Raw genomic sequence first — 13,771 nt, forward strand, 5'->3', positions numbered from 1 at the left:
GGCCTAGGCGGAAATGCCGCCGCTGCCGAGCTTGGCGTTGACGGTGAATGTGGACCCCGGCGACACGGATTTGGTTGTGCGCCAGTTTCGTCCGCCAGGTTCACGGATCAGAGCGACGAAGCCCAGCGCGGTGGCTTCCGGCTCGACCGTGATGGTCTTTGCCGCGACCTTGCCGGGACCGACCGAGATCGTATCGGAGCCGATGAGGTCCGCCCCGAGTGCCGAGCCGGCATCGCCCTGCAGCGCGAAATAGTCGGCAGAGTTGAACTTGCCGGTACTGCGCAGCCGCATCACGAGCACGGTCACCGGCCGGTCCCCGCCACCTGGTCCCGGGTTCATGCCGGCGCCGCCACTGACATTGACGGAAACAGTCGATGGCTTGGGAGGGCCACTCTGGCATGCCGCAAGCAATCCCGTTGCGCCGAGAGCAATCACGAATTCGCGTCGATCGATCATGTCCTACTCCTCCTCATATGCATCCCTGAAGTCCGCGCCGATCTCGCCCAGGAAGGTCGACTCCGCGCTTTGGGCGATATCGCGATGGCGTCTCTGGTAGAGTTCCCACAGTTTGGCGTTACGTCCGCCGGACAGCAGGTTGGCGATCGTCGAGTTGGCCTTCAGCTCTGTTTCGATCGCGGCAGGGTCGAAGCGATCGATCATGTGCCGCAAGGCGGCCTGCACGCCACGCCAGGCGCGCACGTGATGCTGCGCCAGATCCTTCACCGCGTCGCTGATCGCTGCCTCGCCTGAGAGAAAACCGGGACTGCGCTCCGAGATGATGGTGACGATGACGTCCTCGACTGTCGGCAGGAATTTGAGCGGGTTGACCTCGGAAGCGCCCACCATCGTCTGTGCGACGCGTGCACTTCCCTTTTCCTCGCTGCGCTTGCGCAGAAGCTGCATCAGGCCATCCAGCATCAGTCGGTATTCACGCCCGAATTTTTCCATTTCGGCACTCGGATCGCGTTCGGGGAAGTCGGCTTCCTCAACGCCCATGCCGCGCAGGAATGCAGCGCGAAGGGGCATGTCTTCGGGGCCAGGCTGCGCGAAACGTGGCGCGCGGCGTGATGCGGCAGGAGGCTCCTCCGGCTGCATCGGCAGATCCCATGGATGGATCGCCTTCTGCTTTTCGGGCAGGCTGGGACCGGACTGTTCGATGGGAGCAGGTTTCGGGGCTGGCCCGAAGCCGAAGTCGCCATCGAAGCTGACCGGTTTCGGCGCAGGGTTGACTCCATCGTCGCGCGACGGTTTTTCCGCAGGCTCAAATGGATCTGGCTGGTCTCGCGCCACGGCATCGTTCGACGCAGGCGTTGCCACTGGGTCGAGGCTGAAGGGGTCGTCGAAGGCAGGCGAACTGCTGCCGATCGAAGCGCGTTCATAGGCACCTGGTGCCGGCTGCTCGAATGGATCCGGTAAGTCTGCCGGTCGCGGCCGACGTGGCTCTTCCTCGACCTTGGCCGAGAAGAAGTCGTCACCACCGATGCCTGCCGGTGCTCGCGATTGCAGTGGCGACCATACCGGCGCAGCTTGGTTCGCCTGCGGCAGTTCCACCGATGTCTGGTTCGGGTTCGGCTGGACCTCGACGTGCAGAACGTAGTCGCCCAGTCTCAGGCGCATGCCGCTTTCCAGGCGGGTGGACCTGCCTGTGCCCAATGGGCTGTCGGAACCGTCGATGAACAGGCCGCTGCTCGACGTGTCGGTGATGAAGTATCCATCGCGGCCGCCGCTGATCTTGCAATGAGCGCGCGACACGAACATGTCCGGATCGTCTATCTGCCAGCCGGCATCGGCGCTGCGGCCAATCACCAGCTCGCCTTCATCCAGCCGGGTCTGCCTCACCACCTGGGGGCGGGGACCCTGTTCAAGCGTCAGCAGCAGGCTCATGCCGCCACCTCCGCCATTTCCGGTCGCCAGCCAACGATCGCGCGCAGTCTGAGGTCGTCGGCATCTGCCTTTTCAGCCGGACGGGTGAGCCAGGTGGTTCGGCCGAGCTGGACCGTGCCGACGCGCGGCGGCGGTACCGCTTCGCGTGCGAGCACGATACGCAGGTCGACGTCGAGCGCCTCGCCGATCATCTCGCGAACTGCCTTCTTGAACAGGGCAAGCCGACGCTGGCCGGGCAGGAACGCCTTGAAGTCCTCTATACCGAGCGGGCCGACGCGCAGTTCGATCCGGCTCTGGCGGCTGAAGACACGGGGGCCGATCGTTGCCTCGCGCCCGAGTGCTGCGTAGGCGTTGCCGAGACGCGTTTGCAGCGTCGTCGGCATACTGATCCATGCGGCGACGAATTCCTTGATCTGGACCGGCACGTCGAAAGCCGAGGCGAGGAACAGTGTCAGGCGTTCCGAGCCGTCGACCTGGCTGGCGAGTGATCCGGCCTGGCGCAGACGTATCGTGTCGAGTTCGGGGTCCTGTGTTCCGGGAAGGCCTATCCCCGCCATCGCTTCAAGCATGGCGCGAACACGTCCACCAACCGCACGTTCGACCTGCACCGCCGGGTTTGCATCAGCCCAGGCGCGGTAATAAAGCGCCATCATGCGGTGTTGGAGGATGTTGACGAAATCGACGAAGGTCGTGTCGCTGGTCTGCTCTGCATTGACGCCGCTGAACCAGCGCTGTGACAACCGGTCAAGCACCCAGCGCGTCAGGTGCAGCGGCATCGGTCCTTCCGGCCCGAGCAGGCCGAGACTGGCGACAGTTATTCGCGCCGGTGCCTTGTCGTCGGCTTCCTGGAACTTGACCACGTCTCTCGCCGAGAAGCTCAGGCGTATGTGCTGGCCGAGTCTGGCCGGCTCGCGGTCCGCCTGGCCCGAATAGCCGAACAGTCCGCGACGCCGTTCGAGGCGGCGCAGCAGTTCAAAGAAATCGAAGCCCTCCGACAAAGACTCCGTTTCGGGCAGGGCGGACGCCCCTAGATCAGGTAGCGATTGCCGGGCGTCATCGGCCATGGCACATCCTCCTGTTTCTGCAGCAGCCGAGTACGCGTGCGCACAAAGCCGTTTATGCCGGCATGGCGAGCGAACAGCCGTGAAAGCAAAGCCGAAAGCAGCAGCGTGCTTTGGCCCGCGAGCACCGATTGGTCGACATGCAGCGTAACCTCCGTGCCGCGTCCGAAACACATGGGTCCATCGATCCGAAGCCGCTCGATTACCGGGCGTGAATCGATGCGCACGATAGAGTGCACGTTGCGGGCGAGGCTCGGATCCCCACGATCGGCGTAGAGGTCGAGAAGCGCATGCAGTGGATCGACGCCGCGTCCTTCCTTGGCAAGGCTCAGGAAGTTGAGCGACAGTTGGGCAACCAGTCGCCAGGCAAGATTATCGGCTCGGGATTCACCTTCGGCACTTTCCGGGAGTGACGCCGGGATGGCTGGCTGCGGCGGGCGTAGCGCGCCGAGCAACCGCACAGCTTCAACCGGATCGGCTGTCTCCAAGGTCAGTTTTGGTGTGTCGTCCAGTATCGGCAGGTCGCGGTTGGTACACAGCGCCGTGACATCGAGGCGCTTGATTGGCCGGTTGGCGGGACTGCCGAGCGGGCGCGAGATGGCGAGGAAGACATCGTCGCCTGTGTAGGAGGTGCGGGTGAGGCCGTCGCGCCGCTCGTCCTCCGTTGCTCGGCGCGGGCGCCGTTCCGTCGAATAAACCCAGCCGCTGCCGCGGTTCTGTCCCAGGCTGAACAGTTCCGGAATCTCGGCCTCGTTGCCTTCGGCCTCGGCATCCTCCACGCGGGTGACCCGGAAAATCTCGAAATCCCGTGCCCGGGTCCGATCGGCATGCAGTACCTGACGCGTCCTGCGGGGATCGATCTCGATGACGTTGCATTCGCGTTCGAAGAGATTGATGACCGGGGTGACGAAGAGCTCGAGGTCGGCCGCCGTCACATCGGCGAGCTCGGGCACCTGGCGTCGGAACTGGAAGATGATCTCCATTCCCGCCTCGCACTTGCGGACCACTGGCTGCAGGCCGGCGACCCGCACATAGTGGAAACGCTCGGGGATCATGAAATACTCGCGCAGGAGCCGGTATCCTTCGAAGGTCGGGCGGGTGCGCGGCATCAGCGCTTCGTCGTCGCGGATGCCTATCATTTCGGGTTCGGGTAGAGCCGTTACCGGATTGGTCTTGCCTTCCGGCCGCGCGCCCACTGCCGAGCATGCGCCGAAGATAGCGTCGAAGAGCAGCGGCGCCTTGGTGCGGCCGGCGAAATAGAGATCGAGATGATCGAGGGACAGCTCGCTGAGTTTTCCCTTCCCGTTTCTGGCAAGGGTGATGCGGAATGCGGCTTCACCGCGCGCGCTGCCGGTTGGCGTGATGCCAGCGGCGGCCAGCGCACTGCGGTCCTGGAAATAGCTGACCGAAGTGATCGCGATGGGCCACAAACTGACCTCTTGCGCCGTGGTGAAAGTACAGCGGGTCGAAAGCCCCGGGTGAAGGCCGGAGACCAGTCGCGTGCCGCGGGGGACTGCGTAGCCGGTGATCATCGATTGCACCTGTTGGCCAGGCTTGAGCACGGCCATCGCGGTTGCCGGTGCCGGCGTCACCAGATCCGGATAGAGCACATCGAGCACCGCACGCGAGAAACGCGAACGCTCGGCATCCACCTTCAGCCTCGTGCGGGCTGCTAGGAAGGCCACACCGTCAAGAAGCCGCTCCACATAGGGATCGGGGCAGGGAACGGTGTCGAGGGAAAGATTGCGGGCGACCGCCGGATGCATGTCGGCGAATTCCGCAGCCAGTGCCCGGATATGGGTCAGTTCCTCTTCGTAATATTCCACGAAGACCCGATCCATCTCAGGTCTCCCGGAATTCGGTTCGAGCCAGGCCGTTGTCGAGATTGATGGTGGTGCGCAGCCGCATGCGTTCCGGCGTCGGTGTCATGATCAGCACGGCATCGATCTCGATCTTCAGCCCGAGGCTCTTGTCGCCGAGGGTGACGTTGACGGTGGTCTCGCTTTCCTTGAGGCGTGGCTCGAAGCTGGCCAGCACCTGGCGGATTTCGCGAGCCAGCACATCGCGGTCGAAATCCCGCGAAGAACGGCCGGAGAAGGACGGAACGCCGTAATTTACGACACTGCGACGAACTTCCGGAAAGTCGGCAAGCGACGGCAGCTCATCCAGGGACTGTTCCTGTTCCACGTCGGAGAGCATCGGCTGGGATTCGAACCGCTCGGTGTTGAACAAGGCTTCGATGTCGCGCCGAACGGCTTCTCTGAGCACACGTGCCGAAACCACGATGCCGCGGCTTTCGATTTCCGCGCGATGTTCAGCCTGGAAGACCAGCCGGTGCAGGCGCTGCTTTTGTTCGGACGTCAGTTCCGCATCGGTATCGATGGCGCGCGTGTTGCCGGCAAGAAGACCCTCGACGCGATCTGCGCCCAGTTCTTCCTCCAGCAAACGACGCAGCCCGTCGATTTCCGACGTCAGGCCGGGCAAGTCGTTGATGAGGCGGTCCCATAGGGAGGGTTGCACCGCCTCGCGCTTTGCCCGGGAACTGCCGGCAGGCCGCACCTTTGCGCCGGGCTGCCTGGCATCACTTGCCGACATAGACGTCCATTTCAATCTCGTCGTCCTTGTCGTAGACGAACTTGATCTTCTTGTAGGCAAAGCTGACTTCTTCCTCGATCAAGTCCGCTTCGTCGTCGGCCTGCCGCATGTCGTATTCCATGATCGAGGCGTCCGTGAGCGTCACGACAAGATAGTCGCTGGTCTCGCCGTCGATCGTGCGGCGGGCCGAAAACACCACCTCGTCAAGCGCCTTGTTCTCGAACAGCGCCTTCTTCAGGTAGGGCGATGCCTTGTCGTAGTGCTTGGTGAACTTGATCATGCCGAGCGCGACACGGCCGCGGCGTGAGAGTGAGTTTGGGTCATAGGGTGCGATCATTTTGTAGTCGACGCCATGCACTTCGATCTCGTCTTCGTGGCCGTCGCGCTGGCTCGGGCCCTTGATATCCGGAACCTTCAGAAAGCCGTCGATCTTCATCGAAGGCGCATCGGTTCTTGCTGTAGTTGGCATTGTCTTTCTCCACCGCTTTGAAACGAAACAAGATGATTTCGCTGCTATTTCAGCCCTTCACGGAGGGCAGTTCCGACACGAGCCGGAGCGAGGCATTGATGCCTTCCAGCTGATAGTGCGGACGTAGATAGAAACGAGCATTGTAGTAACCGGGCCGGCCTTCGACGCTGTCGACCTGAACCTCGGCTGCGGCAAGCGGGCGCTTGGCGCGCGCCTTGTCGTCGGCAAAGGCTGGATTGGCCAGCACGTACCGGTTGATCCACTCGGTCAACCAGATCTGCATGTCGGAGCGTTCCTTGAACGAGCCGATCTTGTCGCGTGCGATTGCCTTGAGGTAATGCGCGAAGCGCGACACGGGGAACAGATATGGCAGGTTGGCGGAGAGCCGCTCATTGGCCTGTGCGTCGGGATCCACAAGGCGACCGGCGCGAGTCTCGTCATCCTGCAGTGAATGGGCGCCGATGAAGGCAGCGAGATCGGTGTTCTTGCGGTGCAGGATCGGCATCAGGCCGAGCTTGGCCAGTTCAGCCTCACGTCGGTCGTCGATCGCCACTTCTGTCGGGCACTTCATCGCAATCGACCCGTCGTCGGTCGGGAAAGCGTGCACCGGCAGGTTCAGCACCGTGCCGCCATTCTCGACCCCGCGGATCTGCGTACCCCAGCCATAGAGTTTGTGACTGCGGTTGATGTTCACGCCCATCGGGAAGGCGGCATTCATCCAGACGTATTTGTTGTGGTCGCCCTCTACCTCTTCCTCGAAGGTGAAGCCCTTCACCGGAACGGTCTCGGTGCCGTAAGGCAGTCGCGCCAGCACTCGGGGCATTGTGAGGCCGATGTAGCGGGCGTCCTCGCTCTCGCGCAGCGATTGCCATGAGGCATAGGCCGGGTTCGACACGATCATCTGCAGGTCCTGCGGGTTCGGCAGTTCCTGCCAGCTGTCCATACGGAACAGGCGTGGCGAGGCGGCGGCGATGAAAGGCGTGTGCGCGGAAGCGCAGATGCCGGAAACATTGCGCAGCAGGCCGACATCGCGCGGATGGTTCGAGAATTCGTAGGCGCCGATGATGCAGCCGACCGGCTCGCCGCCGAGCATGGAATACTCGTCCGTGTAGACTTTCTTGAAGATCGGGCTCTGGTCCCACATCTGGCCTTCATAATCCTCGAGCGTGTCGGCCAGTTGCTCCTTTGAGATGTTCATCACCCGGATCTTCAGTTTGGTATCCGTCTCGGTGTTGTTGACGAGATACCAGAGGCCGCGCCATGTGCCTTCCATCTCCCGCACTTCCGGTGCGTGCAGGATTTCGTTGACCTGTGTCGTCAGCATCTTGTCGATGCCTGCTATCAAGGACTTGATCGACTTGATCGCATTGGATGAGATCGTGGTGGTCTCGGAACGTGACTGGGCGGCGAGCGCCAGGTTGCGCACAAGCTGCTGCAGCTTTTCGCTATCGTCTTTCTTGACTTTGAAATCCTTCTCCAGGAGTCCGCTGAATTCACCGAGGTCTATCGCTTCTGCCTCGGCCGTGGCGGCTGCGGTCTTTTGCTGTTCAGCCATGACTTACTCCCCCGCCTTGTCGTCGTCGGACATCGCCTGATTGGCGATCCTGCCCAGCAACGGCTCATTGTTCAGAAGTTGTGCAATGCGCTTTTCGGCGTCGACGCGGCCGTCCATGAAGCCGAGCAATTCCTCGAGCTGGCGGCGCATCTTGAGGATCTCGGCCAGTTGAGGCACCTGCTCGGCCACCTTGTCGGGCGCGAAATCGCCCATCTTCGAAAAGGTAAGATCGACGGCCAGCTCCTCGTCTCGCTCAGCACCCTCGGCTTGCGGCAACGTGTTCTTCACGCGCGCCTTCACGCGAGGCCCCATGGCTTCCATGAATTTTGGGAAGCGATTGGCGTCGGTTTCGACGAAATTGCGGTCCAGAACCGACTTCGACGCTTCCTTGGTCTGGGAGGCACCGGAAAGGTCTGCCATCACGGCCATGACGAACGGCAGTTCGATGGTCGTCGGGCTGCCGTAGGTCTCAACATCGTAGGCAATCTGCACGCGCGGGGCGCGGTTTCTTTCGATGACCTTAGCTTTGCTCTCTGCTGGCATGCCTTTTACCTTTCATCCTTCTGGGCCGGTTTCTTGGGATCGGGAACGCCGGCAAGCAGCCGGAATTCCTTCAGCCCGGACGGGGCGAGATCTTCCATCAGCTCCACAAAATCCATGTGCACCATCCGGCGCACACGGCGGGCAAGATGCGGTATCGGGCTCGACGGCTCCGTGCGGTCGTAGAAAGCCACGACGAGGTCGAGGCATTTGACAACATCGTCGCGGGAGGCGATCCGGTCGGGCAGCCCGACACTTGGCTCCACAAGGCTTGCCACGCTTGCCATCGTTTCGGCTCCATGACCGTTTCGGGCGGGCGACGCCGGTTCTTCCGGCGGCGGGGTTGGCTTTGCGGCTCCATTCGCCACCGGGCCGGCCGCCGAATTACGTTCCAGCGTCGTCAGCAAACGCTGCAGGAAACGCTTCAATTCCGGGATCACCGGGCCATTGCCTTCAATGCGCTTGTTGAGGGCTACGTCGACCTCGTCGAGGGCCGTGATAGCTGCGCGAGTATCGGCGAGCAGAGAGGTCATCACATCATCGGCCTGGTCCGCCTGTGCCGCGCAGCCGCTCCGGACGCGGTTTAAGAGCTGGTTGTGAGCACTGACCAACGCCGCCTTCTCGGCTGCATTCAACCCGGAAGCGGATTCCTGCAGCATGATGCGCTCATCGAGTGCGCTTTTTTCCAGATCGCGTCCGCTGATCGGCCCGACCTGACGCGGCGAGAAGAAGATCGTCTCCCTCAGATTCGCCAACAGGCCTTCCTGGCCATTCTGGAGGTCAAGCAGAGCATTGATGCGGCGCAGAGCGGCGTCGCGCGGCGCTGCGTTGGCCCGCAACGTCGGATGCATCGTGTCCCAATGCTGATCGAAGGTCTTGGAGATGAGGGTCAGACCCTGTGCAAGCCCTGCCAGCCCTTCTTCGTTGGCGAGGGCGCGCGCGACTATGACCAGAAGGCGCAGATCCCGACCACGACAGCGAAGCTCGTCCGCCTTCTCGAGGACTGCAGCCCAATCCACCGGCGTGGACTGCGAGGTGGGCTTGCCGGTGCCGTCATGGACAAGTTTGAGCTGCGGTTCGGTAAGACGCTCGAGCTCGTGAAAGGTCTGCTCGTTGCGCAAATCCTCCCCCGACGGATTCTCACCGTTCAGAGGATTCAGCCAGAGTGCGATATCAATCACACCTACCCCCAGCCAGCGGCCCTGAGACCCCTGTGTGACGTAACGTTATCACACGGCCTCACTCTACCACAATTGAGCGACATCTCAAAAGCCAACGGAAGCCGAATGCGACCGTTTCCTGGACGAACCCATCGCGCAATTGCCTGTCGCGGTATGTGAAATGGCTCGCATAGGCCGGACCGAAATTCGGTGTTTGTTATGAGGCCTTTGCAGCCGGGAGGTGTCGCCCCGGGGCGCATTCAAAACGCCAAAACCGTCACATGCTTTGTCAAGCCGCCGCCGATATGGCAGGGTATGTTTGGCAGACTTCGGGAGCAGGTTCAGATGGAACAGCGCCGGTCTTCACAGAGCTTCAAGCGCAAGGAGCTCGTCGCCAAGCTAAACTCTCTCTGTCAGCGGGCGTTCAAGGCGGCCGCAGATGCCACCAAGCTGCGTGGCAATCCTTATGTCGAGCTTGTCCATTTCATTGAGCAACTGGTGCTTTCCGAGCGCTCGGATGTCCAGATGATTGTCGCCGACGCCGGGGTGGACCCGGGCCGCCTGACCGCCGACATGACCCGTGCCGTCGACAAGCTGCCTTATGGTGCGACTTCCATCGAGGAATTCTCCGACCATATCTTTCACGCGATCCAGGAGGGCTGGAACCTCGCGACGCTGGAGTTCGGCGTGGAAGAAGTGCGCAGCGCTCACATCCTGCTTGCCTGCTTGAAGACGCCGGTGCTCGAAGGCTTGTTGTCGAAGATCAGCGCGGAGTTCGACAAGATCGATGCGGAGGGGATCATTTCCCGCTTTGCAGAGGTCACGGAAGGCTCGCTTGAGGCCGGCTCACCTGCCATTGCTGCTGTTGCCGAGACACCGGTGAAACGCGGTGCGGGTGCGGATTCTGCGCTCGCAAAATACGCGACCGATCTCACCCAGCGTGCCCGTGACAGCAAGATCGATCCGGTCGTGGGCCGTGATCCGGAGATCCGCCAGATCGTCGACATCCTGATGCGGCGCCGGCAGAACAATCCGATCCTGACCGGCGAGGCTGGCGTCGGCAAAACAGCGGTGGTCGAGGGTTTCGCCCTGCGCATTGCCCAGGGCGACGTGCCACCGTCACTGCAGAATGTCAGCGTCCGCATGCTCGATATCGGGCTGATGCAGGCCGGTGCCAGCGTCAAGGGGGAATTCGAAAAGCGTCTGAAGGCGGTGATCGACGAGGTCCAGGCTTCAGAAACGCCGGTCATCCTGTTCATCGACGAGGCTCATACGCTGATCGGTGCCGGCGGGGCAGCAGGCACCGGCGATGCGGCCAATCTCCTCAAACCCGCGCTGGCTCGGGGAGAGCTTCGCACCATCGCCGCCACCACCTGGGCGGAATACAAGCAGCACATCGAAAAGGACCCGGCGCTGACGCGTCGCTTCCAGGTCGTCAAGATCGACGAGCCGTCGGAAGCCGTGGCCGTGCTGATGCTGCGTGGCGTTGCCGGGGTGTTGGAGCGTCACCACAAGGTGCAGATACTGGACGAGGCGATCGAGGCTGCGGTCTCGCTCTCGCATCGCTACATCCCTGCCAGGCAACTGCCGGACAAGGCGGTGAGCCTTCTCGACACCGCTTGCGCCCGCGTCGCCGTCTCGCAGCATGCGACGCCGGCCGAAGTCGAGGACATCCTGCGTCGACGTCAGGCGCTCGAGGTCGAGCGGGGCATCATCGGTCGCGAGGCGGCAATCGGCATCGACGTCACAGACCGGCTGGCCAGGGTCGAGGCAGGGCTGGCGGAGACCGAGACCACTCTTGTTGCTGCCCAGGCGCGCTGGGATCGCGAAAAACTGCTGGTGAGCGAAATTCTCGACCTGCGCGCCAAGCTGCGCGGCGAGGGGTTGCCGCTGGATGCCGCTGCTGGCGAGGAACAAGCTGCGGAGCCAGAGGGTGCGGAAGCGTTGGCGGTTGAGGAAAAAGCCGCCAAAAGCAAGGACGCCAAAGTTGAGAAAACCAGGAAATCCAAGGCCGGGGATGCCCGTGCGGAAACGGCTGGCGTCGAGACGGGGGACGGAGCTTCGCAGCCGGAATCGGCGGCTGACCTTGCGCGACTGCGCGAACTGATGGCGGAGTTAGCCGCGGCGCAGGGGGAGACACCTTTGATCCTGCCGTCCGTCGACCGCAATGCCGTCGCGGCTGTGGTCCAGGACTGGACCGGCATTCCGACGGGACGGATGCTGTCCAGCCAGACCGAGAAAGCCCTGAAGCTCGTGCCCACCTTGTCGGCGCGTGTGGTCGGTCAGGATCACGCGATGGAAATGATCGCCAGGCGTGTGCAGACCAGCCGCGCCGGCCTCGGCGCGCCGGAGAAGCCGGTAGGAGTTTTCCTGCTTTGTGGTCCCTCCGGCGTCGGCAAGACCGAAACCGCGCTGGCATTGGCGGAGACCCTGTACGGCGGTGAGCAGAACCTGATCTCGATCAACATGTCGGAATTCCAGGAAGCGCATACCGTCTCGACCTTGAAAGGTGCGCCGCCGGGCTATGTCGGTTACGGCAAGGGCGGCCTTCTGACCGAGGCCGTGCGCAGAAAGCCTTATTCGGTGATCCTGCTTGACGAGGTCGAGAAGGCGCATCCGGATGTGCACGAGATCTTCTTCCAGGTGTTCGACAAAGGCATGATGGACGACAGCGAGGGGCGGCGCATCGACTTCAAGAATACGCTGATCCTGCTAACCTCGAATGTCGGCTCGGAGGTCATCATGGATCGTACGAAGAACGGGACCGTGCGCGCCGGCATTGACGATCTCGACACGGCACTGCGCGCGCCGCTGCTGAAGGTGTTTCCGGCAGCATTCCTCGGCCGCGTGGTGACCATTCCTTACTACCCGCTTTCGGATTCGATGATCGAGGCGATCACCCGGCACCAATTCGGCAAGATAGCCAGACGCCTGAAAGCAACCAACGACGCCGAACTGGTGATCGGCGACGGTGTCATGGATCTGGTCAAAGCGCGCTGCACCGAGATCGAATCCGGCGGTCGCATGATCGACGCCATCCTGACCAACACGCTGCTGCCCGAATTGAGCCGCGGCGTGCTCAGCCGCTCGCTCGATGGGGAAAAGATGACGAAGGTTGTCGTAGGCGCCTCGGCGGAAGGGTTCACCTACACGTTCGAATGACCTCGTCGATGGCCGGGATATCCTTCTGAAGTCCGCGGCAGGGACCTTCGATCGGCCAAGTCGAATGGTGCGCGCGCCGCGCCAAAGCCGCGTGACGGCGGGACAAATGAACGTGAAGGCCAGTGCCAGCCTCAGCTCGATCTTGTAGCAAGGCGTCTCCTCTGATTCCCTAGGAGCGGGGGAATCGTCTGATTCGTATGCTCGTTGCTCGGTTTTGCGCGGCGTAGCGGGTGCTTTTCGTAGAGGGACCACAATGACCGCCAAGCCTGAAATACTGGAGATGAAGCCAAAGATTACGGTCTTCGGGGTCGGCGGGGCTGGTGGGAATGCCATCAACAATATGATCGCCGAGGGCTTGCAAGGCGTGGAGTTCGTCGCTGCCAACACCGATGCCCAGGCGCTGACCATGTCGAAGTCCTCGCGACTGATCCAGCTGGGCGCGCATGTGACCGAAGGCTTGGGCGCTGGCTCCATCCCCCAGGTTGGCGGCGCGGCTGCGGAAGAATCCATCGATGAAGTCATGGATCATCTGGCAGGAACCCACATGTGTTTCATCACGGCCGGGATGGGTGGCGGCACGGGAACGGGTGCGGCGCCCGTTATTGCACGCGCCGCACGCGATGCCGGCATCTTGACGGTGGCCGTCGTCACCAAGCCCTTCACCTTTGAAGGCCGGCGCAGGATGCAGGCAGCCGAGGAAGGCATAGAGCGCCTTCGCGAGAGTGCCGATACCGTGATCGTCATCCCGAACCAGAACCTGTTCAGGATCGCCGACGCCAAGACCACGTTTGCCGACGCATTCGTGATGGCTGACGGCGTGCTCAACGCGGGTGTCCGGTGCATCACCGATCTCATCGTCAAGGAAGGCCTGATCAATCTTGACTTCGCGGACGTAAGGTCGGTGATGAAAGACATGGGGCGTGCGATGATGGGGACAGGCGAAGCCACCGGAGAAGGGCGTTCAAGGGCGGCAGCGGAAGCTGCAATCGCCAATCCGCTCCTCGACGAGGCCTCGATGACAGGCGCCAGGGGCCTGCTCGTGTCCATATGCGGCGGCACCGACATGACGCTGTTCGAGGTCGATGAGGCGGCGACAAGGATACGGGAAGAGGTCGACGCCGATGCCGACATCATCGTCGGTGCCATCTTCGATCCGGCCTTGTCGGGAAAATTCCGGGTGTCGGTCGTTGCGACCGGCCTGCGCAACACTGTCGATATGGCACAGCTTCAGCAACGGATTGCGTGAAGCATCCCGATGCATCGTTTTGTGCCGGAGATCGGCTCCGAGGTCAGCGATCGCGGCGTGCGAGCGGATCTGAACGTCAGGTTCTGACCGGGCATCGGC

Annotated in this window: 11 protein-coding genes; 2 read left to right on the forward strand and 9 right to left on the reverse strand. The window is 62.3% G+C overall.

Going from position 1 to position 13,771, the window contains the following annotated elements; genetic code table 11:
* Positions 1-3 precede the first annotated feature (3 nt).
* From tssJ to tssA, 9 genes are all read right to left on the reverse strand, one after another.
* The gene (gene tssJ, locus ACFWYE_RS09070; protein WP_379110884.1) at positions 4-456 is read right to left on the reverse strand and encodes a type VI secretion system lipoprotein TssJ; all 453 of its coding nucleotides are present in this window, start codon (positions 454-456) and stop codon (positions 4-6) included.
* A gap of 3 nt (positions 457-459) precedes the next feature.
* The gene (tagH, locus tag ACFWYE_RS09075) at positions 460-1,884 is read right to left on the reverse strand and encodes a type VI secretion system-associated FHA domain protein TagH (protein WP_379110886.1); all 1,425 of its coding nucleotides are present in this window, start codon (positions 1,882-1,884) and stop codon (positions 460-462) included.
* Positions 1,881-2,948: a type VI secretion system baseplate subunit TssG gene (tssG, locus tag ACFWYE_RS09080; RefSeq protein WP_379110887.1), complete on the reverse strand. Its 1,068-nt coding sequence runs from the start codon at positions 2,946-2,948 to the stop codon at positions 1,881-1,883. Before tssG ends, tagH begins: the two co-directional genes overlap by 4 nt.
* Positions 2,912-4,786, reverse strand: coding sequence for a type VI secretion system baseplate subunit TssF (tssF, locus tag ACFWYE_RS09085; RefSeq protein WP_379110889.1), 1,875 nt, complete (start codon positions 4,784-4,786; stop codon positions 2,912-2,914). Before tssF ends, tssG begins: the two co-directional genes overlap by 37 nt.
* 1 nt (position 4,787) lies before the next feature.
* Entirely contained in the window at positions 4,788-5,540 is a 753-nt protein-coding gene (gene tssE, locus ACFWYE_RS09090; RefSeq protein ID WP_379111390.1) for a type VI secretion system baseplate subunit TssE, read from the reverse strand.
* Complete coding sequence (locus ACFWYE_RS09095; RefSeq protein WP_165358353.1) at positions 5,527-5,976, reverse strand: Hcp family type VI secretion system effector; 450 nt, start codon at positions 5,974-5,976, stop codon at positions 5,527-5,529. The genes tssE and ACFWYE_RS09095 overlap by 14 nt, the downstream gene beginning before the upstream one ends.
* 82 nt (positions 5,977-6,058) lie before the next feature.
* On the reverse strand, positions 6,059-7,564 hold the full coding sequence (gene tssC / locus ACFWYE_RS09100) for a type VI secretion system contractile sheath large subunit (protein ID WP_144222433.1): 1,506 nt from the start codon (positions 7,562-7,564) through the stop codon (positions 6,059-6,061).
* A gap of 3 nt (positions 7,565-7,567) precedes the next feature.
* On the reverse strand, positions 7,568-8,107 hold the full coding sequence (gene tssB / locus ACFWYE_RS09105) for a type VI secretion system contractile sheath small subunit (protein ID WP_379110891.1): 540 nt from the start codon (positions 8,105-8,107) through the stop codon (positions 7,568-7,570).
* A gap of 5 nt (positions 8,108-8,112) precedes the next feature.
* Positions 8,113-9,285, reverse strand: a complete 1,173-nt coding sequence (gene tssA / locus ACFWYE_RS09110) for a type VI secretion system protein TssA (protein ID WP_379110893.1) — start codon at positions 9,283-9,285, stop codon at positions 8,113-8,115.
* A 324-nt stretch (positions 9,286-9,609) separates the two neighbouring features.
* Here tssA and tssH point away from each other — a divergent pair, with 324 nt between their 5' ends.
* Positions 9,610-12,426, forward strand: a complete 2,817-nt coding sequence (tssH, locus tag ACFWYE_RS09115) for a type VI secretion system ATPase TssH (protein ID WP_379110895.1) — start codon at positions 9,610-9,612, stop codon at positions 12,424-12,426.
* Positions 12,427-12,679: 253 nt separating this feature from the next.
* The gene (gene ftsZ, locus ACFWYE_RS09120) at positions 12,680-13,672 is read left to right on the forward strand and encodes a cell division protein FtsZ (RefSeq protein WP_379068034.1); all 993 of its coding nucleotides are present in this window, start codon (positions 12,680-12,682) and stop codon (positions 13,670-13,672) included.
* The last annotated feature ends 99 nt before the right edge of the window (positions 13,673-13,771 follow it).

The sequence above is a fragment of the Mesorhizobium sp. NPDC059025 genome (assembly GCF_042739655.1).
Lineage (GTDB): Bacteria > Pseudomonadota > Alphaproteobacteria > Rhizobiales > Rhizobiaceae > Mesorhizobium.